This is a genomic window from Geotalea uraniireducens, assembly GCF_027943965.1.
In the GTDB taxonomy this organism is placed as follows: Bacteria; Desulfobacterota; Desulfuromonadia; order Geobacterales; family Geobacteraceae; genus Geobacter; species Geobacter uraniireducens.
Map to the genome: position 1 here is coordinate 2,548,407 of NZ_AP027151.1, position 23,819 is coordinate 2,572,225.

The 23,819-nt window shown below is 57.4% G+C and carries 23 protein-coding genes and 1 tRNA gene; 4 read left to right on the top strand and 20 right to left on the bottom strand.

The genetic code is table 11. The features are described from left to right. Positions 1-24: 24 nt before the first annotated feature. The 3 genes from QMN23_RS11925 to QMN23_RS11935 all read right to left on the bottom strand — a co-directional run bounded on the left by QMN23_RS11925 (position 25) and on the right by QMN23_RS11935 (position 1,408). Positions 25-99: transfer RNA gene (locus QMN23_RS11925), tRNA-Cys, on the bottom strand. A gap of 67 nt (positions 100-166) precedes the next feature. After that, positions 167-760 (bottom strand): CDP-diacylglycerol--glycerol-3-phosphate 3-phosphatidyltransferase, encoded by a 594-nt coding sequence (gene pgsA / locus QMN23_RS11930; RefSeq protein WP_281999527.1) that lies wholly within the window; start codon positions 758-760, stop codon positions 167-169. A 39-nt stretch (positions 761-799) separates the two neighbouring features. Beyond that, positions 800-1,408 (bottom strand): lytic transglycosylase domain-containing protein, encoded by a 609-nt coding sequence (locus QMN23_RS11935; RefSeq protein ID WP_281999529.1) that lies wholly within the window; start codon positions 1,406-1,408, stop codon positions 800-802. 194 nt (positions 1,409-1,602) lie between these two features. Here QMN23_RS11935 and nadB point away from each other — a divergent pair, with 194 nt between their 5' ends. Genes nadB through QMN23_RS11950 form a run of 3 tightly spaced genes read left to right on the top strand, consistent with a single transcriptional unit; the run spans position 1,603 to position 3,709 of the window. Continuing rightward, positions 1,603-3,198 (top strand): L-aspartate oxidase, encoded by a 1,596-nt coding sequence (gene nadB / locus QMN23_RS11940; protein WP_281999530.1) that lies wholly within the window; start codon positions 1,603-1,605, stop codon positions 3,196-3,198. Between the two features lie 7 nt (positions 3,199-3,205). Next, positions 3,206-3,493, top strand: coding sequence for a chorismate mutase (locus QMN23_RS11945; protein WP_281999532.1), 288 nt, complete (start codon positions 3,206-3,208; stop codon positions 3,491-3,493). A gap of 6 nt (positions 3,494-3,499) precedes the next feature. Next, positions 3,500-3,709: a hypothetical protein gene (locus QMN23_RS11950; RefSeq protein WP_281999533.1), complete on the top strand. Its 210-nt coding sequence runs from the start codon at positions 3,500-3,502 to the stop codon at positions 3,707-3,709. Positions 3,710-3,742: 33 nt separating this feature from the next. Here QMN23_RS11950 and amrB read toward each other — a convergent pair whose 3' ends face one another. The 8 genes from amrB to QMN23_RS11990 form a co-directional block, all read right to left on the bottom strand. After that, positions 3,743-4,546, bottom strand: a complete 804-nt coding sequence (amrB, locus tag QMN23_RS11955; RefSeq protein ID WP_281999534.1) for an AmmeMemoRadiSam system protein B — start codon at positions 4,544-4,546, stop codon at positions 3,743-3,745. Positions 4,547-4,659: 113 nt separating this feature from the next. Beyond that, a complete protein-coding gene (gene scpB, locus QMN23_RS11960; protein ID WP_281999535.1) occupies positions 4,660-5,271 on the bottom strand; it encodes an SMC-Scp complex subunit ScpB in 612 nt (203 codons plus the stop codon). Next, positions 5,271-6,074: a segregation and condensation protein A gene (locus QMN23_RS11965; protein ID WP_281999537.1), complete on the bottom strand. Its 804-nt coding sequence runs from the start codon at positions 6,072-6,074 to the stop codon at positions 5,271-5,273. The genes scpB and QMN23_RS11965 overlap by 1 nt, the downstream gene beginning before the upstream one ends. After that, entirely contained in the window at positions 6,071-7,054 is a 984-nt protein-coding gene (gene trpS / locus QMN23_RS11970) for a tryptophan--tRNA ligase (RefSeq protein WP_281999538.1), read from the bottom strand. Before trpS ends, QMN23_RS11965 begins: the two co-directional genes overlap by 4 nt. An 84-nt stretch (positions 7,055-7,138) precedes the next feature. Next, entirely contained in the window at positions 7,139-7,816 is a 678-nt protein-coding gene (locus tag QMN23_RS11975) for a site-2 protease family protein (RefSeq protein WP_281999539.1), read from the bottom strand. Between the two features lie 145 nt (positions 7,817-7,961). Continuing rightward, positions 7,962-9,374, bottom strand: a complete 1,413-nt coding sequence (glnA, locus tag QMN23_RS11980) for a type I glutamate--ammonia ligase (protein ID WP_281999541.1) — start codon at positions 9,372-9,374, stop codon at positions 7,962-7,964. Positions 9,375-9,414: 40 nt separating this feature from the next. After that, the gene (locus tag QMN23_RS11985; protein ID WP_282003889.1) at positions 9,415-9,753 is read right to left on the bottom strand and encodes a P-II family nitrogen regulator; all 339 of its coding nucleotides are present in this window, start codon (positions 9,751-9,753) and stop codon (positions 9,415-9,417) included. Between the two features lie 276 nt (positions 9,754-10,029). After that, positions 10,030-10,941, bottom strand: a complete 912-nt coding sequence (locus tag QMN23_RS11990; protein WP_281999542.1) for a putative 2-dehydropantoate 2-reductase — start codon at positions 10,939-10,941, stop codon at positions 10,030-10,032. A 56-nt stretch (positions 10,942-10,997) separates the two neighbouring features. Between QMN23_RS11990 and QMN23_RS11995 the strand changes: the two genes are divergently transcribed. Further along, entirely contained in the window at positions 10,998-11,768 is a 771-nt protein-coding gene (locus QMN23_RS11995; protein WP_281999543.1) for a M23 family metallopeptidase, read from the top strand. Positions 11,769-11,797: 29 nt separating this feature from the next. Here QMN23_RS11995 and hrpB read toward each other — a convergent pair whose 3' ends face one another. The 9 genes from hrpB to QMN23_RS12040 form a co-directional block, all read right to left on the bottom strand. Further along, the gene (gene hrpB, locus QMN23_RS12000; protein ID WP_281999544.1) at positions 11,798-14,329 is read right to left on the bottom strand and encodes an ATP-dependent helicase HrpB; all 2,532 of its coding nucleotides are present in this window, start codon (positions 14,327-14,329) and stop codon (positions 11,798-11,800) included. 9 nt (positions 14,330-14,338) lie between these two features. Next, a complete protein-coding gene (locus QMN23_RS12005) occupies positions 14,339-15,013 on the bottom strand; it encodes an HAD family hydrolase (protein ID WP_281999545.1) in 675 nt (224 codons plus the stop codon). 12 nt (positions 15,014-15,025) lie between these two features. Further along, positions 15,026-15,835 carry a phosphatase PAP2 family protein gene (locus QMN23_RS12010; RefSeq protein WP_281999546.1) on the bottom strand — a complete coding sequence of 270 codons (810 nt, stop codon included), beginning with the start codon at positions 15,833-15,835 and terminating at the stop codon, positions 15,026-15,028. Positions 15,836-15,860: 25 nt separating this feature from the next. Beyond that, positions 15,861-16,253 carry a VanZ family protein gene (locus QMN23_RS12015; protein ID WP_281999548.1) on the bottom strand — a complete coding sequence of 131 codons (393 nt, stop codon included), beginning with the start codon at positions 16,251-16,253 and terminating at the stop codon, positions 15,861-15,863. After that, positions 16,253-19,159, bottom strand: a complete 2,907-nt coding sequence (locus tag QMN23_RS12020) for an SLBB domain-containing protein (protein WP_281999549.1) — start codon at positions 19,157-19,159, stop codon at positions 16,253-16,255. Before QMN23_RS12020 ends, QMN23_RS12015 begins: the two co-directional genes overlap by 1 nt. 64 nt (positions 19,160-19,223) lie before the next feature. Then, positions 19,224-20,834, bottom strand: coding sequence for a capsule assembly Wzi family protein (locus QMN23_RS12025; RefSeq protein WP_281999550.1), 1,611 nt, complete (start codon positions 20,832-20,834; stop codon positions 19,224-19,226). Positions 20,835-20,836: 2 nt separating this feature from the next. Beyond that, positions 20,837-22,246 (bottom strand): sugar transferase, encoded by a 1,410-nt coding sequence (locus QMN23_RS12030; protein WP_281999551.1) that lies wholly within the window; start codon positions 22,244-22,246, stop codon positions 20,837-20,839. 44 nt (positions 22,247-22,290) lie between these two features. Next, on the bottom strand, positions 22,291-23,004 hold the full coding sequence (locus tag QMN23_RS12035) for a WecB/TagA/CpsF family glycosyltransferase (protein WP_281999552.1): 714 nt from the start codon (positions 23,002-23,004) through the stop codon (positions 22,291-22,293). After that, positions 22,994-23,791 carry a class I SAM-dependent methyltransferase gene (locus tag QMN23_RS12040; RefSeq protein ID WP_281999554.1) on the bottom strand — a complete coding sequence of 266 codons (798 nt, stop codon included), beginning with the start codon at positions 23,789-23,791 and terminating at the stop codon, positions 22,994-22,996. Before QMN23_RS12040 ends, QMN23_RS12035 begins: the two co-directional genes overlap by 11 nt. Positions 23,792-23,819 lie beyond the last annotated feature (28 nt).

Here is a 23,819-nt window from a genome sequence, read left to right on the forward strand (position 1 = left end):
CCTGAAGTCGGCTTGGAGAAAATTTGGAGGCGGCGAGCGGATTTGAACCGCTGAATAAAGGTTTTGCAGACCTCTGCCTTACCACTTGGCTACGCCGCCGCTTGTAGAGCGGGAATGGACTCTGGTTTATACCCGGTTTTCAGCAGTCTGTCAACGGCAAAAATTTCTACCGGACGATCACCCGCATGAACTTCGCTAGGTAGTCGACACCGGACCAGACAGTAATGATCGTGGCGATCCAGAGATAAAACATCCCAACATTATGCATATTGACATAAAAATATGGGTTATCGATACCGAAAAGCCAGTGATAGTCGTAATGGAGAAGCAGACCGAGAATCGCGACGATCTGGAAGATTGTCTTGAACTTGCCAAGATCGCTGGCGGCAATGACGATCCCTTCGGTAGAGGCGATTCCCCGCAGGCCGGTAATGATGATCTCCCGGCCGAGAATCACCAGGACCATCCACGCCTGCACACGGCCGAACGGCAAGATCATGATCAAGGCAGCCATGACGATCAGCTTGTCGGCAATCGGATCGAGAAACTTGCCGAAAATTGTCACAATCCCCATCCGTCGAGCCAAATAACCATCAAGCCAGTCAGTGACCGAGGCCACGGCAAAGACCGCCGCAGCCCAGAAGCCGGCATCGCGCGATGGGGAAAGCAGCAGGACCGCCAGTGCCGGAATGAGCGCTATCCGCAACAGGGTCAGGATATTGGGAATGTTCCAGATAGGGTTTTTCTCGGCAGTCGACATTCTTCACACACCCTTGTTGGTTGATTTGATCCGGAAAACTTAATTGTTCTGGTAAGACTTCTGATAGCTGAGCACCCGGTCGACATAGGTCCGGGTTTCCTGGTAAGGAGGCACACCGCCGTAGCGGGCGACTTTCGCCATGCCGGCATTGTAGGCGGCCAGAGCAAGAGAGACGTCTCCTCTGAAGGTATCGAGCAGAAAACGGAGATAACGCACACCGGCGCGGATATTTTCCCGCGGATCGAAGGAGTTGCCAACCTTCAAGTCGCGGGCGGTCTGCGGCATTAGCTGCATCAGGCCACTGGCCCCTTTCCGCGATACGGCATTGGGATTATACCCCGATTCGGCATGAATGACCGCTTTAACAAGCGATTTATCGACGCCAAATTCCAGAGCACACTGATCGATGATCGGTTCAAACTCGCGCGGATCGCGGATGCAACCGGCAAGCCTGAAGGTGGTGCGAAGCTTCCGGTCGCGTTTGATATCCCGCAGATAGACCTTGAATCGCTTGTCCGTAGGAGCATCGGTAAAATGCACGACCCCATCGCTGTCTTCATAGCGATAGATATCGGCACTGGCTCCGGCACACCAGATCAGGCTTCCGGCTACGGCGAGCAGTATGAGCAGACTGATCTTTCGGGACATGGATACATCCGACAAGGATAAAATCGACGACTGCAGGAAAAACATACAAAATATAGACCAATCGCCAGTGCATTTCAACCTCCATCGCGCCGTTGCCTCGCCAACCGCCCAAAATCCCTTGACAAACAAGGGGCTGGGGAGAATAATCGCCGGATTAAATCCGTTTACATTATCCCCACCCGAGGAGCACGTTCATGAAAATTGAGAGTGATTTTCTCGTCATCGGCAGCGGCATCGCCGGTCTCACCTTTGCACTCCAGGCTGCAGAACACGGCACCGTCGCCATCGTCACCAAACGGGAAGTGACTGAATCTGCCACCAACTATGCCCAAGGCGGCATCGCCACCGTTTTCTCCAAAGAGGACACCTTCGACGCGCATGTTCAGGACACGCTCGTTGCCGGTGCGGGCATCTGCCACGAAGACGTGGTCCGGATGGTGGTCGAAGAAGGACCGCAGATCATCAACAATCTGATCGAGTGGGGTGTCCAGTTCACCCAGAGCGGCAGTTCGTACGACCTCACCCGGGAAGGCGGACACAGCCAGCGCCGTATCCTTCATGCCGACGACGTTACCGGCCGGGAAATCGAGCGGGCACTGGTCGCAGCCGTTCAGGAGAATCCGAACATCAGACTGTTCGAGCACCATATCGCCATCGACCTGATCACTGAGGCAAAAGTGCTTCGCAAACGTCTGAAGCCAAACCGCTGTCTTGGTGCCCATGTTCTCGACATCAATAACAACACCGTAATGACCTTTACCGCCAAGGTAACCCTGCTCGCCACCGGTGGCGCCGGCAAAGTCTACCTGTACACCTGCAATCCGGACGTGGCCACAGGTGACGGTGTCGCCATGGCCTACCGAGCCGGGGCAACGATCGCCAACATGGAATTCATGCAATTCCACCCTACCACCCTCTATCACGCACATGCCAAATCGTTCCTCATCTCAGAGGCGGTTCGCGGCGAAGGCGCTATCCTCCGCCGCCGGGACGGTACCGCCTTCATGGATAAATACCACCAGTTGAAAGACCTGGCACCGAGGGACATCGTTGCCCGGGCCATCGACAACGAGATGAAGACTCATGGTGACGACTGCGTCTACCTGGACATTACCCACAAAGACCCCGACTACGTTCGGAACCGCTTTCCCAATATCTATCAGACCTGCCTGGAATTTGGCCTCGACATGACCAAGGAGCCACTGCCGGTCGTGCCCGCAGCCCACTATCTCTGCGGCGGGGTTGCCGTCGACACGAACGGCCAGACCGACATCAGCCACCTCTACGCCATCGGCGAAGTAGCATTTACCGGCCTGCACGGGGCCAACCGGCTGGCGAGCAACTCCCTGCTGGAGGCCGCCGTCTATGCCGGCAGGGCTTTCAAGCATGCCGTCAGCCAGATCGAAGCGAACTCCTTTACCTTCCCGGAAATCCCCGAATGGGACGCCGGAACGGCGACCGACAGCGATGAGATGGTCGTCGTCTCCCAGAACTGGGATGAGATTCGTCGCTTCATGTGGAATTATGTCGGGATCGTCCGCTCGGACAAACGGCTGGAACGGGCGCTGCACCGGATCAATCTCATTCAGGAAGAGATCGAGGATTACTACTGGAACTTCACCATCACTTCCGATCTCATCGAATTGCGCAACATTGCCACCGTCGCCGAACTGATCGTCAAATGCGCCCAACAGCGCAAGGAATCGCGTGGGCTGCACTGCACCATCGATTACCCGCAGCGCGATGATATCCACTGGAAGAAAGACTCCTTCGTCAGAAAAAATATCTGAGGCGCTCATGACGATCGACGAATTGAGAACTGAAATCGACCGACTCGACAGCGAACTGCTACGGATTTTCAACCAACGCGCCGGTCTGGCCCTGCAGATCGGCGAGATCAAGAAACAGCGAGGGATGGCTGTTTACGATCCCAGACGGGAAAAACTCATCTTCGAGCGGATGAAGAGCGAAAACGGCGGCCCGCTCGACGACGGGGCCATTGTCCGGCTGTTCGAGCGGGTTATCGACGAATCGCGGCGGCTGGAAAGAATCATGACTAATCGGGACAAGCGTGTGAAGGAGTGATCGGCAATGCTCATCATCATGAAGAAAAACGCCGATGAACAGGCGCTCGTGCAGATCAAGGAATACCTGATCAACCGGAATTTCGACATTCACCAGTCGACTGGCGCCAACCGGACGATTATCGGGGTCATCGGCGATACGGATAGCCTCGATCAGGAGAAGCTTGAAAAAATGCCGGGGGTCCATCAGGTGGTACGTATCGCCAAAGAGGAATGACCGGGCGGTCGCCGCCACCAACCAGCAGCCGATTTACCAGACGGCCAGCCCGGCATAGGCGACTACCTGGCTGTTGTCCCCCGTCACATCGCCACTCGTTGCATAACGAATCAATTCGGCCTTGGTTGCCCCGAGGCTTCTCGCGGCAACCAGCATGACGGTCGCCGGGATGACCCCGCACATGGTGATCCCCTGTCGCCGACACACCTGATGTAGCCCCAGCGGATTGAGAGCCAGCATTTCAGCAACCGCCAGCTGGTCCTTCTGCCGTGCCATTGCCGCCGGCTCGTAATGGGTCATATCGGAGCTGGCAACGATCAGCACCTCGTCACCGAAATCGCCGATTGCCCGGGCAATGCCCTCCCCTAACTGCTGACACCGTTCATAATCACCGAAACCGAGGCAGAGCGGTACAATGGTAAGATCGTTACGGAGATACTGGAGAAAGGGGACCTGTACCTCCAGAGAATGCTCGAAGCGATGCGCCGTCGAATCGACCTCGACCAGCGGCAGGTGTTCGCGGAGCAGTCGGGCGAGATGACCACCGACCGGCACGGTGCCGAAAGGAGTAAGCCACTCGCCGTCGGGATAGAGGGCAACGGCAGCACCGAAACCATGATGATTGGGTCCGATGACGATCACGGTTTCCGGCAGCTCGATCGCCCCGTACAGCGCTCCCGCCACCCCTCCCGAGTAAAGATAGCCGGCATGGGGGGCCACTATCCCAATAACCTTCCGCTTCGGCACATCGACCGGCACCAACCGCGCCATCTCGGCCCGGAGCTGCCGGGGATCATCACTGTAGAACTGCCCTGCTACCGCCGGATGACGTATCATCGCCCACCTCCGCTCACGAAAACAGCGGCGTGTTTTCTCTTGCCATTCCCGACATCAACTATAGCATGAAAAGACGAGGGAGTCAGACTGGGGGGGAAACGATACGGCAGGCCTCAGGCGTCGGTATCGTCCGAATTGTTAGCGGCGGACGTCTCGCTCTCCGGCAGCGGCAGCGGCAATTCCTCCTGCTGCTCGAACTTGCTGGTTTCGGAAAGCTCCCTGATCTCTTTCAGACTCGGCAGGCTGCGCAAGTCCTTCAGATCGAACACTTCGAGAAATTCCCGCGTCGTCCCGTAGATGAGTGGCTTGCCGGGGATATCTTTCTTGCCGAGAATCTTGATCAGCTTTTTCTCCAAAAGCGTCTTCAGTACCCCGCCGGAATCGACCCCGCGCAGATACTCAATCTCAGCCCTGGTTACCGGCTGGCGGTAGGCAATAATTGCCAGCGACTCCAGGGCCGACTGGCTAAAGCGGACCGGCCGGACCTTGGTCAAGCGCCGCAGATAATCGGCGTTTTCCGCAACCGTACGGAACTGGTACCCCCCGGCAACCTCAGCCAGCTCAACTCCGCGCCCTTCGCCGCCATAATCCTGCAGGAGCGTATTCAGTGCAGCACGGATATCGTTGCGTTCATGCTCTTCCAGAAGTGAACAGAGCCGGTCAAGGGTCAAGGGACCCTCGGCAACGAACAGCAGGCTCTCGACAATCGACTTGAGCGTCGACATCAGCGTTCTCCTTCTTCGACCGGCGCTTCTGCCTCTTCTATAACGGCCGGTGCGATCCAGATCGAGCCATACCGGTTAGCCTGGATGACTTTGATCGCCTTCAGCTTGCAGAGTTCCAGAACCGCAAGAAATGTGGCAATCAGATAATCGCGGCTGACAGTTTCGGGGAACAGCTCGTCGAACAGCAGCGATTCCTTCCCTTCCAGCATCGAAAGAATCTCGCTGATCCGTTCGGCAATAGTGATCGAATCGGCGCCGACTTCGTGGAAGCTTTCCTGGGAAACACGGTCGAGAATCCGCTGAAATGCTTCAATCAGTTCAAACAGTTCGACCTCCAGGGCATCATCCCCCCCCTCGGCGGCTTCAGCCTCGGAGAACGGCACCTGCCGGGCAAAATGTTCCCGGCCAAGCAGATTACGCCCGGTCAGGGTCAAGGCAGCTTCCTTGTACTGCTGGTATTCCAGCAGCCTTCTCACCAACTCGGCACGCGGATCCTCTTCCTCGTCCTCCCCTCCTTCTTCGTCAACCGGTGTTGGCAGGAGGGTTTTCGACTTGATCTGCAGCAGAGTGGAAGCCATGACGAGAAACTCGCCGGCGACCTCCAGGTTAAGTTCCTTCAAAAGTTTGATGTACTCAAGGTATTGCTTGGTGATGATTGACAGGGGAATGTCGTAAATATCCATCTCATTCTTTTTGATGAGATGGAGCAACAGATCCAAAGGCCCCTCGAACACCTCCAGCTTGACCGTGTAAGGCGCTGCGCCCCCCTCTGGATAAAACGGCAGGTGCTCCTCACCGCTCATAGCCGGATCGCGTCCCTGACCTCGGCGATGGTCCGGCTCGCTTCGGCGGCGGCTTTGGCGCTCCCAGCCGCGAGGATATCCTCCACCAGGCCTGGCTGGGTCGTCAGCTCCTCTCTTTTGGCGCGAAATGGTGCCAGAGTTTCAACCAGATATTCCGCCTGGAGCTTCTTGCACTCTACGCAGCCGATCTCCGCCCCGCGGCAGCCAGCGTAGATTTCCGCCTTTTTATCTTCGGGAATGTAAAGACGGTTCAGGGAGAAGGCAACACAGCGGTCGGGATCGCCCGGATCGCTCCGCCGCACCCGCTGGGTATCGGTCACCATCGACTGCACCTTTTTCCTGGTCTCCTCGGCGCTCTCAGAGAGGAAAATCGCGTTGCCGTAGGACTTGCTCATTTTGCGGCCATCAAGGCCAAGGACCTTCGGAGTTTCGGTAAGGAGCGCCGCCGGTTCCGGAAAAACTTCGCGATAGAGGAAGTTAAAGCGGCGGGCGATCTCCCGGGTGATCTCCAGATGCGGCAACTGATCGTGACCGACAGGCACCTTCGCGGCCTTGTAGAGAATGATATCCGCCGCCATCAGCACCGGGTAACCGAGGAAGCCAAACGTGGAAAGATCTTTCGCCGACAGATTATCCTGCATCTCTTTATAGGTGGGATTGCGTTCCAGCCAGGAAACCGGCGTAATCATCGACAGAATCAGGTTCAACTCCGCGTGCTGCGGCACGAGGCTCTGCTGGAAGATAACACTTCGCTGCGGATCGACCCCGAAAGACAGCCAGTCGAGAACCATCTCCCTGATACTGTCGCGGATCCCGCCGGTATTATCGTACTCGGTCGTCAACGAGTGCCAGTCGGCGGCAAAAAAGAAACATTCATAGTTTTCCTGAAGTTCGCGCCAGTTGGCGAGAACGCCGTGGAAATGGCCGAGATGAAGCTTGCCGGTCGGTCTCATGCCGCTGACAATCCGTTTGTTGCTCATGCTTGCTGCTCCTTTGCTACCCGGGCGGTCGTCCGGATCGGGATTGAAAACGCTACTGCTCTTCGTCCGGTTACTCCCCGAGCTTTAACGCATCAGGAAGAAGGTAACGCGGTGGACGATGCCGCTGTAGGGTCCCGCGAGAAGGCTGATGGAGAGATCAACGACCGGCAGAATAACCCGGTCGAAGATACTGGTGAAAAAGATCAACACAATAATGATAATCATCCCGTAGGGCTCGATCTTTGCCAAGCCCGCCGCCTGGCGGTACGGCAACAAGCCGACTGCCACCCGCCCGCCGTCAAGCGGCGGCAGAGGGATCAGGTTGAAGATTCCCAGCAGCAGATTAATGTAGATCGAAAATGCCAGCATTTCCACCACCGGCTCGAGAAAAAACTGCGTCGGCGGGCCACCAACTCCGCCGGTAACGGCGAAGATTCCCCGCATTGCCAGCGCTGAGAGGATCGCCAGGGTGAAGTTGGTGGTCGGTCCGGCACCGGCCACCCAGATCATGTCCCGTTTCGGATTCCGCAAGTTGTTGAAATTGACCGGTACCGGCTTGGCCCAGCCGATGCCGACCAGAAAGACCATCAGCGTACCGAAGATGTCCAAGTGCTTCAAGGGATTCAGTGTCAGTCGACCCATCGAGCGTGCCGTGTGGTCGCCCAGCCGATCAGCAACAAAGCCATGGGAAACTTCGTGGCAGGTGATCGCCATTAGCGCCGGGACTAGCATGATCGACAATTTGAGAAAAAAATTTTCCATAGATGGCAGTCTCGAATAGCGCGAAATCTCTTGTTTCTAGCAGATACACCAGGGAAAGTCAACGGCAGGCGGGGAGACGGCCGCCGGAAAAAAGAAAAGGCAGGGATCGCTCCCTGCCTTTCCGGCGTACATCGCGGTTTTCGACTTAGATGTCGTAGTAGAGGGCGAACTCGAGCGGTACCGGACGCATCCGGACCGGATTGACTTCGGCCTCCATCTTGTACTCAATCCACTTCTCGATAACGTCGGGGGTGAAGACGTCGCCCTTGAGCAGGAACTCGTGGTCATCCTTGAGGGCTTCGAGAGCCGCGTCGAGGCTCCCCGGAGCGGACGGGATTTCCTTGAGTTCTTCGGGGGAAAGACCGTAGATGTCTTTATCGAGCGGCTGCCCCGGATCGATCTTGTTCTCGATCCCGTCAAGGCCGGCCATCAGCATGGCGGCAAAGGCCAGGTAGCCATTGCAGGACGGATCGGGTGTCCGGTACTCAATCCGCTTGGCCTTCGGATTGGTGGAAAACATCGGGATCCGGATGGAAGCGGAACGGTTACGGCTGGAGTACGCCATGTTCACCGGCGCCTCGAAGCCCGGCACCAGACGCTTGTAAGAGTTGGTGGTCGGGTTGGTGAAGGCGCAGAGAGCTCGGGCGTGCTTGATGATCCCGCCGATGTACCAGAGGGCCATCTGGGACAGCCCGCCGTACTTGTCGCCGGCAAACAGGTTGGTGCCGTCTTTCCAGATCGACTGGTGGCAATGCATCCCGGAACCGTTGTCGCCGTAGAGCGGCTTCGGCATGAAGGTTACGGTCTTGCCGTTGCGGTTGGCAACGTTCTTGATGACGTACTTGAACCACTGGAGGTCGTCAGCCATGGCCACCAGGGAGTTGAAGCGCATGTCGATTTCAGCCTGGCCGCCGGTGGCAACCTCGTGATGCTGACACTCGACGCGAATCCCGACCTTCTGCAGCTCGAGCACCATCTCGTTACGCAGATCGTTCATGGAGTCGGTCGGGGAAACCGGGAAGTACCCTTCCTTGTGGCGCGGCTTGTAACCGAGGTTGGGGAACTCTTCACGGCCGGTATTCCAGGCGCCTTCGACGGAATCGACCATGTAGAAGGACTGGTTCGAGGTCGAGTCGTAACGGACGTCGTCGAAGATGAAGAATTCGGCTTCCGGACCGAAAAAAGCGGTATCGCCGATCCCGGTCGACTTCAGGTACGCCTCGGCCTTGCGGGCGATGTTGCGCGGATCGCGGGAGTAGTCTTCCTTGGTGATCGGATCGAAAATATTGCAGATCAGCGACAGGGTCGGAATGGCGGTAAACGGATCCATCTTCGCCGTCGCCGGATCGGGAAGAATGATCATATCGGAAGCGTGAATCGGCTGCCAGCCACGGATCGAAGAGCCGTCGAAGCCCTGCCCCTCTTCAAAGGTATCCTCACCGAACTCGCTCATCGGCACGGAGAAATGCTGCCAGATGCCGACAAAATCCATGAATTTGAAATCGACCATCAGTGCGCCGTTTTCTTTGGCAAAGCTCACTACTTCTTGTGGTGTCATGTACCAATCTCCTTTCGAAATACCCCTAAATTAATTGACGCTACAGAGCGTCTTCACCGCGCTCGCCGGTCCTGATGCGGACGACCTCTTCGACCGGAGTCACGAAAATCTTGCCGTCACCGATGCGACCAGTCTTTGCTGCCTGTTCGATCGTCTCCACCACCTTGCCGACGATATCGTCCCCGACAATGATCTCCATCTTGATCTTGGGAATGAAATCCACGACATACTCCGCGCCACGATACAGCTCGGTGTGCCCCTTCTGGCGCCCGAACCCCTTGACTTCGGCAACCGTAATCCCCTGGATACCGATTTCGTTGAGCGCTTCTTTTACTTCATCCAGCTTGAACGGCTTGATAATCGCTTCGACTTTTTTCAAGGCCATCACCCCCCTGTGGGTTTTGATCTAAAGATCAGAATTATAAGTTTGTCATTGCCAAAAAGCAAGGCATAACAATGCATCGGGACTGCAGATTGAACTGTCGGAAGCAAATTGCCTGCCCAAATTTTTCATCCTGGATATTCTAATAAAATCGATTTGTTGCAAAACAAGAAATCAGCTACTCGCTCAACCGTCCGATTGCTGGCCTAAAATTTAAGCACCCAATCCAACCGACTGCACAAAAAATACGCACCACCCAACTACAAACTGATTCTATCCGGTAACGGCACAATCGAGCAACGCCGCCAGGGTCGCAACCCGGGGAAGAGGCACTCCGGCTGCCTGGCCGGCGTCGAGCGGGCGATAAAATATGGCGCTCATTTCCAGCGGGCGCCCCTCCTGACGATCGATCAGCATCGATGGCCGATACGGCCCCATCCCGTCACTGAAAGAGATCATCTGATCGGCAAAGGTTTCCGGGATCGGCGAGAGCAACGGTTGGGCATTGGCGGCGGTAATTACCTCGACCATCATTTCCCGGATGATCGGGCGGCTTCGCTGGTTGGCGAGCAGAGCATCCACGGGCTGCAGGGTCAAGGCGCAGCTCCCATTGAAAGGAATGTTCCAGACCAGTTTCTCCCACCGCGCCCGCCGAAGATCGGGAACCGCCACGCATTCCACGCCGGCATTGCTGAAAAGCGCGGCAACTCGCTCCGCGGCCGCCTGCCGCTCCGGCAGGAATGTCCCCACCTGGATCCGCCCCGCTCCCAGGTGATGCACAACGCCCGGCTCCCCCCTGTTGGAGCAGAGGAACGCTACCCCGCCGAGCACCCGCTCCGGGCCAAAGAGCGCGGCAAGGGCCTCCTCGTTGCCGAGACCGTTCTGCAGCGTCAGCACCTGCGTCCCGCCACCGACAAGGGGCCCGATCAGTTCGGCAAAGCGGTCATTGGCAAACGCCTTGAGACCAACGACCACCAGGTCGACGATGCCGATCTCTGCCGGAGAGCGGAAACCGGCAACCGATTCCAGGTGAAAGTCGCCCCCGCACGAATAGACGGTCAGCCCGCGGGCCGTGATCGCCTCGTAATCACGTCGGAGGAGAAACCGCACGTCGTTCCCCCCCCGTTGGAGCATCGCCCCGTAATAGAGTCCGAGTGCCCCGGCTCCCACCACTGCAATCCGCATTGAATACCTCCGTTAAACTTGTCAGCACATCTGCCGAAAGGTATAGTAACATCGCCATGAAACGAACAGGTCATCGCATATTCCGCCGGGCAGCGCTCCGGGCCCTGGTGACAGCCAGCGTCTGCTGGCTATTCACACCGGTCCCGGCATTGCGGGCGGACATTTACCGCTACGTGAACAGCGCCGGGGTCGAATGCTACACCGACGCACCGGTCACGAGGAATGCCACCCTGGTCGTCAAGGAAAAAAGTCCACCACACATCTCCCGTCATCACCGCGGCAAGCAGATCGCCGCCTTGCCCCGCCCATCCTCTCTGACCTCGCCCCCCCCCACCGGCAGCGGGCTCCTGCCGGTCTATGGCCGGATCACCTCACCGGTCGGCCTTCGCCACGATCCGATCGACGGTACGTTGCGCGAGCACAATGGCGTCGACATCGCCACCCCCCAGGGGACGCCGGTCAGACCGGTCGCCCCGGGAACCGTCATCTTTTCCGGCTCCCGCCACGGCTATGGGATAACTGTCGAGGTCGAGCATGACGACGGCACCATTACCCTCTATGCGCATAATTCGGCAACTCTCGTTACCGTCGGCGAGCGGGTCGACCACGGCACCACCCTCGCCCTCTCCGGCTCGACCGGCCGTTCTACCGGGCCCCACGTCCACTTCGAAGCCTGGAAGGATGGCGTTAACGTAACAGCAAACTACCTCGCCGGTAGCAGTGCCGAACAGGTGCGTAACGCCACGCCACGCTCCCTGCCCGAACCAATCCGCCGGATCGTCGAGCCCGACGGCTCGATCCTCCTGACCAACCTCCCCCGCCAGTAATACCGGGTGGCCCGTTTCCCGGGCAGCGCTCAGTGCTCGCCGGAACGCTTCGTCCGCCGGGTCGGCACCGCCAGCCAGGGATCATCGGGCCAGGGATGCTTGGGATAACGCCCTTTCATCTCCTTCTTCACTTCACGGTAGGCCCCATCCCAAAATCCCCGCAGGTCGGCAGTTACCTGGAGCGGCCGCCCCGCCGGCGACAGCAGATGGACAACGACCGGCACCCGCCCCCAGGCAACGCTCGGCGTTTCGGCCAACCCGAACATTTCCTGGAGCTTGACTGCCAAGGTCGGCCCGGCTCCCCCACCATATTCCAGCGGGATTCGTGAGCCGCTCGGCACCGTCAGGTGGGTCGGCGCCCCCTCGTCGAGACGCCGGAGCTGCTCCCAGGAAAGGAGCGCCTGGACGGCAGGCAGGGGGTCGATCGCCGCCACGTCGGCAGAGCTGCGCGCCTTGCCGAGATAGGGGCCAAGCCACTCTGCCAGGGTCGCGATAAGCCGGGCGGCGGAGAAATCAGGCCAGCCGTCGTCAGGGCAGAGGTCGGCAAGGAAACGGACCCGCTCCACGAATTGACGGGCCCGGGTCGTCCAGTTCAGGAAATCGAGCCCCTGCTGCCGGGCGAGTCCGTCGAGCAAGGCGGCCCTAAGTTCGTCGTCCGTGGCCCGGCACGGCCTGCTTCTCAGCACCAGCGAGCCGTACCGTTCCTCTTCCCGGACAACGACTTTTCGCTCCCGCTCATCCCAGGCCACTTCCCGCCGCCGGACCAACTCCCCGGCGAACTCCCGCCGAAAGAGCGTTTCCGGCAGGGCGCTCGCCTGCCTGATCAGGTCCTCCCCGCCTACTCCACGCTCCAGAACGTAGGCCACGAGCAGTGGCTCATCATGGACGGCACTCTGCTCGCCGAGCCGGGCACCCCGGCCGCCGGCGAGCAGATAACGACGCGTCCCCTGCTCCCGGCAAAGGGCGACACGGTCGGGATAGGCCTGGGCCAGCAGCACACTCACGTCGGCAGCGGCCGGCAGCCCCGACGGCGCGGACGAGTTGACGCCAAGCAGCCGGCGGAGCTGGGTCGCCGTCCGATCGACGATCCGGCAGCCATGGCCGTCAATTCCGGGCATGCCGCGGTCGCCGCGTCGCCATGATTGAAGGGCTTCCAGGCGGGCCAGCAGGTCGCTTTCGTGGCGCACCGCCATCTCGGCCGCCGAAAAACGAAGGATATCCCGTTCGCTCAGCAGGGCCGCAATGTCGCAGGCCAGCCACTCCTCCCCCCGCCGGCCGGCAGCCAGCAGAAGATGGGCCAACCGGGGATGGACCGGCAGGACGCTCATCGCCCGACCGGCAGCGGTGATCCGGCCTTCGGTATCGAGAGCGCCCAGCGTGCGCAAGAGCTGCCGCCCCTCCTCCAAAGCCGCGGCAGGCGGCTGATCAACCCAGGCGAGAGCTGCGGCGTCCGTGACACCCCATGCTGCCAGTTCGAGGGCCAGCGACGCCAGGTCCGAGCGGCAGATTTCCGGCGGATCATAGGGGATCAGGGTCTGCTGCACCGGCTCACTCCAAAGGCGATAACAGCTTCCGGGGCCAAGCCGCCCGGCCCTGCCGGTCCGCTGGACGGCCGACGCCGCGGAGATCCGTTCGGTGACTAAACGATTGAGCCCCGTCGCCGGATCGAAACGGAGCCGGCGCCCGTAACCGCCATCCACCACCACCCGTACGCCTTCGATCGTTAGACTGGTTTCGGCGATATTCGTCGCCAGCACCACCTTGCGCTCTGCCGCCGGAGCGATGGCCCGCTCCTGGGCGGCGAACGGCAAATCACCGTACAGCGGAACCACCAGCAGCGGGCCGCGCTTACCGCCCCCCGCTGCCAACAGGCGCTGGCAGTGGCGAATTTCCCCGGCACCGGGGAGAAACGCCAGGATATCACCGTCGGTCTCGCCGTAAGCCCGCAGCACGGCGCGGGCGACGGATTCCGCCAGCTGTTCCCGGGGCGGCGGCGCGAGATAATGGGTCACCACGGGGAAACTGCGCCCTTCACTGACCAGTATCGGAGCATCGAGCAACCGGGCAACCGGCTCGGCGGCAAGGGTTGCCGACATGACCAGAATCCGCAGGTCGTCCCGTACGCTGCGCTGCACATCGCGACAGAGCGCCAGGGCCAGGTCGGCATGGATGCTCCGCTCGTGGAACTCGTCGAAGATCACTACTCCGACATCTTCCAGGAACGGGTCGGCCTGGAGCCGGCGGGTGAGAATCCCCTCGGTAACCACCTCAATCCTGGTACGAGCCGAAACCGTCCGCTCGAAACGGATCGCATAACCGACCGTCGCCCCGACCTCCTCACCGAGCGTGGCGGCCATCCAGCGGGCGGCATTGCTGGCCGCCAGCCGTCGCGGCTCGAGCATGACGATCTTCTTGCCGGCGAGCCACGGCGCCGATAGGAGTGCCAGCGGCCCCCGGGTCGTCTTGCCGGCTCCTGGTGGAGCCTGGAGGACCACTGACCGCTGTTCGTTCAGCAGGGAAAGTAACCGGGGGATAACCTCATCGACAGGAAGGCGATTCATTGAACGGAATTAAACAAGCGGCAGCAGTGTTTCCAAGGAAAGCGCGGCAAGGGAATCGACAATCTTGACCGCGCCGGTCAGCACGGTGGCCGGATAGCTGTTGGTGACCGCCAGCACCGGGATGCCGGCGCCGGCGGCGGAAGCGATCCCGGCAGGGGTGTCCTCGATCGCCAGGCAGGTGGCGGGACTGATCCCCCGTTCGGGATAGGTGGCGGCAAGCCGCTCCACCGCCAGGGAATAGCTGGCAGGGTCGGGCTTGCTGGCAGCAACTTCGTCGGCGGTAACCAGTACCGTAAATGCCCGGTCGAGTCCGAGGCCTTGCAGGATCGGCAAAATGTCGCAACGGAGGGCACCGCTGCAGAGCGCCACGGGTAATGAGTCACTGAGGGTGCGAATCAGTTCCACCACCCCCGGATACGGATCGACGGCGCCGCTCAATGCCTGGAACGCCGCCGCCTTTGCCGCGATCAACCGTTCGAGCATCCCGGCGTCGAGCGACCGCCCGGCGACCCGGAACGCCTCGCGAAAGGCGTCGCGATCATCGAACCCCATGTAGATCGCCACATAATCGTCCCAGGAATAGCCGAGCCCCAGCGGTTCGAGCACTTGTTGGAATGCGCGGTAGTGGAGCGGTTCGGTATCGACGATGATACCGTCGAAATCAAAGATCACTGCGGACAGCATGTTCCCCCCAGCTCAGAATTTGCCGACCAGCGCCAGCGAGGCAGCATCGGCCGAAACCGCCGGCACCAGGGCGTAACGCCCCCCGCCAGCATGGTAGCGGGTCACCACCCGGCCGCTCAGTTCGCCGATGGCGGCCCCGAGAAGCACGTCACTCGCCCAGTGTTTGTCCTCGTACATGCGGGAGAAGCCGACGAAGGTCGCCGCCGCGTACGACAGCAGGCTCACCCCGACATTTTCCGAAGTGGCGCTGATCACCGAGGCCATAGCGAAGGAGCTGGCGGTATGCATCGACGGGAGCGAATCGTAGTCGGATTTGAACTGGAACGGCCGGAAACTCCCCTTGCTGCTGCCGGTCAGAGGCCGCGCCCGGCCGACCGCCTCCTTGAGCACGAAGCTGGCCGCATCGGCCAACACTGCCGCCTCGCCCATCATCAGGCCGGTATCCCGCCAGCGGGGCGAGTCGGCGAGGAGTCCGCCGCCCCAGACCGCACCGGCGACCCCCAGATGAAGGAACGGGTTACCGAGCAGGCTGCCGGCGTCGGCCGCCTTGTCGAGAGTTTTCCCCCGACTATTTTGGAGCTTGGTCCGGATATCGTTGTCGAAAACGTAGGTGAGCCCCACCGCCCCGACCACCGCCAGGGTACCGAGGACGGCGCCATTCTCAACCCGGAAGGGAGTTTTAACCAGCTCAGCCCCCTCGTCGGCCAAGGTGACCGTTTCATTCCGAACGAAACCGATCGCCCCGTCATCGGCGGCAAACACGGGAAGCGGCAGAAGGCCGCTGAACACGGTGATAATGAGCAGGACCGACAGTAGCCGCATAGCAGGAACTCCCCAGGTAATGGTATTACTCGTAGCGGCGGCCAAACAACCGGCCGGCCGCGGCAACCAGCGTCGCACCGACCGCGTTGGCCACGGCATCGGTGACATCGGCGGTCCGGGAGGTCGTCAGGGCACCTTGGGCAACCTCCATCAATGCCCCGAACAGGATGGCGCACAGCGCCGCCCAGAACCAGCGCGACCGCCGCCAACGCACCGTCGAGGCCAGCCGCATCCCGAGGAAAAATGTCATCACCGCATAGGCGGAGGCATGCTGAAGCTTGTCCCAGGAAAGCCAGCCGGTCTTCGGCACAGGCGGATTGGGGATCAGCGAGAACACCAGCACCGTACCGGCCCAGGTCACTACCAGCGCCGCCCAGAGTGGCGGAGCAAACCGTCGCCAACGAAACGGGTAAGCCATCAGAGACCCGCGGCAATGACTACCCCGGCGGTCAGGGCGATCTGTGACAGGATGGTGGTAACATCCTTGAAATTTCTCAACCAGGCGGTCTGTTCGAGCTGCTGGGGAACGACCAGCGTATCACCCGGGTCAAGCCGGGTGGCCATGAAACCGCCGAAGGTCCAATGGCGGCTCTCGTCGTCCCAGCGGATACCGAAAGACGATTGCTGCTTGCTGAAAACAGAGCCATCCGCCTTGATCACATACATGCTGTCCTGCTCCGCATCCTGAGTAGCCCCGCCAGCCCTCTTGAGATAGTAGGCTACATCCTTGTCGGGCAGATGGATGAATGAAGTGGGATTGTAGACCGACCCCATAACGTTGACCACACTCGGGGTCTGGGGCACCTCCAGGGTATCGCCACCCATCAGCTCGAGATCGTATGGACTTTTTCTGAATTCATCAAGCTGGGTCAGGTGAATCACCACTCGTCCCTGGGCCTTTGAGGCCTTCAGCTTGTCGAGAGATTTCTGCAACCCGGCCAGCGCCGCTTTGTTCGCTTCCAGTTCGTCCTTAGACGCCGACAGCGAGGCGAGCTCCGCCTGCTTGCGTTGCAGATCCTGCTCGGTGCGGGCGATTACTTCGTCCATCCGTTTTTGCTGCTCCTCTTGCACCGAGAGCCGGGAAAACCTGGCCCCCCTCAGATAGGCCTTGTCGGTAAAACCGCCGGCCCGGGCAATCACCGAACTGAGCCGTTCCCCCTTGGTAATCGAATAAACGCCGGGGAACCGAACCTCCCCCTTGAGGGTGACAAACCGGTCGGTGGCATCGAGCCAGTTTTCGACACCCCGGACAATCAGGGCGTCATTGGGCATCAACACCGGATTGTTGGCGGGATCGCCGGCCAGCGTCTTCTCCAGGTCGATCTCCAGATGGTGGGCCTCGGCGCCATTCTTGTCGACCACGATCCGGGTCAGTTCCGCCCGGGTCAGCAGAGCGTTCCGCTTCAGACTCCCGGCAGCGGTGATCAGGTCGCGCACCGTCATCTGCGGATAGTAGTCATAGACACCAGGACTGACCACATAGCCACTGATGGAAACGGTCGGCTGCTCGGTCATCTCGCTCCGGGCAAAGACCCGGATCGTGTCCTGTTCCTGAAGCGGCAGGTTTTCCCGCTCATCACCCTGCAGCGCCTTGCCGAGGTTGAAGGAAAGAATTTCCTTGTGATAGTCGGGAAGAGCCAGTCGGGTGATCTCCGCCGCCCCCAGGTACGAGTCGGGAAGCAGTGCCCCGTAGCCGGGGAGCAGATCGCTGACCCGCATCCCCTTCCGGAACTGGTAGCTCCCGGGCCGCACAACATTGCCGGCAAGGGTGACAACATCGCGCATCGCATCGTATACCGGGAAGACAGTTACCATGTCCCGATCCTGGACATTGACCGCAGCCAGTTCTTTCTGGAGATCCTTCCCCTTTGGCTCGTAATCCAGAACGATCCTGGTACTGTTTCCCTCGATCCGCTCCAGCTGGATTCGACCCGCATCGCCGGCGGCAGTGATCCCGCCGGCCATCGCCAATAATTCGCTGAGCGAGGTGTTCCCATGCAGTTCATAAATGGCCGGCCGTTTCACCTCACCGGCCACCGCTGCCACCGGCCCGATCACCGGGACAAAGATCGTGTCACCGTTCTCCAGGCGCAGGTCGCGGCTTCGGTCACCGGAGAGGAACATGTCGTAGAGGTCAATCACCTGGGCCGGCTTGCCGTTCCGGGATACCTTGATCGTCCGCAGGCTGCCGTTTTTCGACGGTCCGCCCGCCGCTGCCAGGGCGTTGATTACCGTTGCCAGGGAACTGACATAGTAAGTGCCGGGGACTTCAACCTCGCCGACAACGAAAACTTGGATGGTTCGCAGGCTGCCGAGCGTTACGTTGAGCTGAAAGCCTTTGTAGTAGGTGGCAAAGGCACGGTTGATGATATCCTTCGCCTGGGTATAGCTGAGGCCCCAGACCTTGACGGCCCCAACCTTGGGGATGTTGATTTCGCCATTCCGATCCACGGTTAGGTCGTAACGGGCCTGGAGACTTCCCCAGACGTCAATGCGTACCGAGTCGCCGGGGCCAAGCACATAGTCGGCCCCCACCGGCAGATTGTCGCTGGCCGCCTGATTGGCCAGGCTGTTCTTAAAGAAGTCATAGCCGAACTGTTTGAGCGAGCGGTCGACCGGCGTCGGTTTGATCGTGTCAAGGAGTGTCGGGGTCGTCTGGGAAAAAGACCGTTCCAGGGGCGAAGCAAGATCTTCGGTCGCCAGTGGCATCGCCTGGGTTTCGGCCGAAGAGACCAGCAACTGCTGATCGGGATTGCCCCCCTGGACCTTGATGAAATAGAGCTGGTTATTGCTCAGGCCGCGTAGGGTATAGGAGTTGACCGTGCCGACATTGAGCTGCCGGGTATAGGTGTTTGACTCCGTGCCATACTGGATGACAAAGCGGAATGGCGTCGTATTGTCAGGCTTCTGTCGCGCGCCGACGACGGCCCAGGAGAGCGTAATCAGACCATCGCCAGGTTGCGCCTGGAGGATGATCTTCTGTTCGGGAGCTTTAAACTCCTGGCCGGGCTGTTGCCCCAGGCCGAGCGCCTTGAGTTTGTCCTGCATATTGAGCCCGCTAGGGAGAAGCCCTTCGCCAGCCTTCATACCGGGTAGTAGATTCATCGTCCCCGGATAGTTCATCCCGGAAGAAGTCAGGTCGGTCCCTTGCGGCATAAGAGCAGTACTGTTTCCAGTGGCAAAACCTGACGTCGTTTGATCAGCACTAAAACCTGCATTACCGGTATTGGAAGCTCCCTGGTTGTCGAATGTGCCAGCCGAGGCCAACGCTCCCAGGAAAAGCAGGCAGTAAACGGTGGTCATCATTCTCAAAACGATCTTCATCTTCAACCTCAACATTACTTGGATCCGGGCCCGACCTGACCGTGGCCAGCCAGCCCTTGTCTTATTAATAACGATAACGCAGATCGAATCTCACCAGCTGATTACTCCGGTTGACACCCTCGACCAAGTTGAGATTGTTAATCCGCTCCCAACCGTACATAATCTCTGCATCAATATCACCATAAACCGGTAAATCCCAGAAAAATCTCGCCCCGTTCCGGTATTCCGTCTTCTGTGGCGCAATCTTACCAACCTTCCCCCGATCGCCGTGGATGTATTCAAGGGCCACGCTATTGCGCACCGAAAACCAGTGGGAATAGCGGACGAAAAATTCCTGGGCGCCGCCCCCCTGGGAATGACCGGGACTCATCCCATCGTAGGTATAGCCATCAGGAAATTTACCGTCAGAATACAGCAACTGATGCCCCCAGAAATACTCGAAACGGAGATCGTCCTGGCCTGACGCCGTCAGTCGCGGGATATAAAAGCCGGCAAGATAGCTCTCGACAAAAGGCCAGAACAGGGCTGAATCCTCCCCGACGTACTCGCCGTAAAGCTCTGAGTCGCGCAGCCACGGGAGCTTGAACCGGAGATCGATCCCAGCGATGGTATTACTTTTGTTGGTATAGCCGCCGCCAAAAATGAGATCTTGAATACTGGTGCTGCCAGAAAATCCCGGCCCGCCTTCCTGGCGAACGAAATTCGCGCCGATCTCGAACCACGGCTTCGGTTTCAGCGCCAGTTTGATGCCGACAAAATAAGGTCGACGGAGATTGGCACCAGTACCAGTTTCATTGAAACGGGAAAAAATTGCCGCATACTTGAAGTCACCCAGATATTTTTTTACCCAGGCCACATCCAGCGGCTCCGGGCTGGAAAGCTTAATCAGATCAAAGTTTTTCGCATTGTCCGTCAGCGTAAGCGCGCCGCGGTACCCCGGGCCGAACCAATTGGCATCACGGCCAGCCTCAAGCTCCAAGCCCCCGCTGCCGATCTTTACATACCCTTTCTGGAGGGCCAGTCGCTTCATCCCGGGAGTGGCAAGCAGGAGCGGCTCAACCAGGAGTGAGACTTTATCTTTGACGAACCCCTCCATATCCCAACGGAATTCGCCGTTGTTCCCACGGCCGTAATTAACCCCTTCGTTGTTCTCCTGCAGCGGGGTTCCCTCGGAACCGCTTTTATGAACAATAGCAGGACTTTGTGGCCGCAGATTGCCACCGATGAAGCCAAAAGCGGACTGGTTGGCGGGGTCGTAGACATCACGGGTATAATCCCGCGGTACCCCATCGAGGTAAACATAGCGTAACCGGGCAGAAGCAAGTGGATTAGCATCAAACCAGGGGGCTCGTTCCGGCGCCGCCCTCAAGTTTGCCTCACGCGGGATCAGTTCTCGCAGGCGGGCAATCAACTGTCCAGCAAAAGCTGCACCGCCCCCCTCCAGTCGCGGCAGGTTCATTTCCGCTTCCGTAAGCAAACGGGCGGCCTCCGCTTTGGCATAAGGGCGGATTCCTTTGACCTCTGACGTAATCAGGCCAAATCCGGCGAGTTTATCGAGATATTGGTAGACAGGACTATCGAGAGGAATATTGTTGGAAGCAAGGCCCCAGCTCGTACCAGCAAAACCGAACAGCAGCAGGGCCGCTAGCACAAGATACGAACAGGACCTCATCATGTTCAGCACGCTCCCCGGCCGTAGAAGACTACTAAAATTGTCTTAAAGATCAGTTTGATATCGAGCCAGATACTCCACTGGTCGATATAGCGCAAATCCAGACGAACAATTTCATCGAATTCGTTGATCTGGTTCCGCCCGCTTACCTGCCAGAGACCGGTTATCCCAGGCTTCATCGAAATGCGTCGCCGATGCCAGTTTTCATATTCCGCCACCTCAGCAGGCGTCGGCGGCCGGGTACCGACCAGACTCATCTCCCCCATCAGCACGTTCCAGAACTGGGGGAGCTCATCCAGACTCGTCTTGCGCAAGAACGCCCCCACCCGCGTCACCCGGGGGTCATTCTTGATCTTGAAAATTGCCCCCTGCATCTCGTTGAGATGCATCAGTTCTTGTTTTCGTTCTTCGGCATCGACGTACATCGAACGGAATTTCCAACAGGTGAAAACCCGCCCGTTCATCCCAACCCGCTCCTGCCCAAACAAGAGTGGTCCCGGCGATTCCAGCTTGATTGCCAACGCAATGAAAGGAGTGAACAGGCCGGTAATCAACAATCCGACCGCGGCACCGGCTAAATCAAGGCAACGCTTCAAAAAAAGCTGGCCGGCATCGAAAGGACGGCTGTAAAAGGTGATCATCGGTATGGTATTATGAAACAGGCTCAACTCCCGGCGCGAACCGTCGGCAATAAAAGAGTCGAGCACCATTCGGACATTGATCCCCATTTCCCCCATATCCTTGAGATGTGTTTCTATTATCCCTTCAGAGCGGTGAGGAAGGCAGAATACTACATCGTCGACGAAGTGGGACTTACACACCGTGCAAAGGTCGTCAAGTCCCCCAAGGACGTCATATTTGGGGCTGTCATCTTGCGGCCGCTCTTCGAGGCAGGTAATAAAACCGACAATCTTCAGCCCCCAGTCGGCATGACGCTCAACAACCTCCGCAAAATCAATTCCCTTTCGACCGGTACCAACGATCAATAGATTCCGGGTGTTGTACCCCCGCCGGCGCATCGCGCCCAACAACAGCTTGATTCCAACCTTCTCTCCAGTGATGAGTAAAAAGGAAACGATAAGAAAGTACGAGAAGAAACGGCGTCTAAAATCTTGTGGTTGGGCGAGGAACAGAAGCGACGAAGTTAGCATGCCGCCGAAAATTTGAACCTGGAGGAGCTTGGACAAGATCTGGCCAAAGGTCAGCGTCCGAAGGGAGTCGTACATACTAAAACGGGTCAACAGGAACAGCCATACCGGAACAATGATCAGTAGCGCCCACAGGTAGTGCCAGACAGAAGGAAGCGTCGTCTCCAATGCTCGCAAATAGTAAGCAAAGGCGAAGGCAACTACCAGAGCGCATAAATCAAGAGTTACCGCTATTTTTTTAAACAGCCGTGCTTGCTGCTTGAGCATACAAAAAACCAATTAAAAACAATTCTAATAAAAAATAATCTTAGCTATCGATTTTGCAAATAACAGGAGATACAGTCTAACGTAAAATACCAAATAAATCTAGGATACTGAAATGCATAGCGTTTAAAGAGCTTCGGCTCATCAAATATCCGATAAAGCCAACGAAGATGCAACTTATCCATCCAGCAGGGATAATAATCTAACGACTTCGCTGATTGGTGAAAAAATCCGCCACAAGTAAAGCCAATTCCTCTCCAACCAATACGCCATAAATCATAAAGAAACTGCTCTTGCGCAGGAGTTCCCATACCGACAACGACAATATCTGGGGACATCACATAAATGTCGTTTAAAGCCTCGGACCTATCGTTTTGATCGTAAAAAAAGCCGTTGCGAAAACCACAAATATTCAGATTAGAATACATATGGGAAATATTACTCACTGCCTCGATAATATATCTATCTTCCGTACCTATCAAATAAACCGATTTACCTTGCTGCTCCGCTGATTCAAAAACAACGCGTGCCAACGAAGTCATATCAAAACTTTGACGTTCGCATTTATATAAAAGGAATAGACGCAAAAAAACAACTAATGCGATCCCGTCAGGATAAATATTGAACTTATTAAATAACTCTGGTGATTTACGTGCAATCAAATACGAATATGGGTTTAAAAACGTGTTAAGCCTCGGAAGCTTAAAATTTCTATCAAAGGAATGTCTAAAGGTAATCATTGCAATTATATCACTGTCCAACAATATCATTAAAACGTTTAGCAACGCAAATTTGCGACACGCTAAATATTGCTCTAACAAAAGGGATTAATTCCATCAAAGAAAATAATTTACGTAAAATTGGAGTTACACATTTAACTAATTTCGGCTGGTGGCCTGAGATGTTTTCAAATGTTTGAACTATAAAATTTGTGTCAATAACAGTAAAACTGTTACAGTTCAACAAATTAATTAACTGATGTGGCCAGAAATTTCTTGCTTCATAATCAAACAACTTCGTACCAATAAATAACGGTAAGTAAGGAATTCCTGGAAAAGCATGAGGGATTTTAATTCCAAGTAGTTTCAATCTAACCTCATGTGTTTCAAATGGGTAAAAACGGTTCGGTGAAAAAACGACTAAAACGCCGTCCTGTTTCAACACACGATTTATTTCTGCAAGAGAAGCCTCAATATTCGGAACATGCTCTAATACTTCATTCAGCAAAACGACATCAAAATTGTTATCAGGGAACGGAAGAACACTAATGTCCCCACATAAAATTCTTGAAGCATACTCAGGATTAGCCTTCCTGAATATATTCACTTTATTATCAAAATATTCAACCCCCCAAGCGTCAACTCCTAACCCAAGTAAGCTAACTAAATATTGTCCACTACCACACCCAGCATCCAATACTCTAGCATTTGGCAAAGTAATATATTTAGTCAGAATAGACAATCGCTTATGAAGGTTAAGAGTAGCTCCAGTATCTCCACCGCTAGGACAAATATCTTTATATGACTTCTTATTATGTTGAGAATTCATAGGCACCCATCTTGATTCAATTTTATCA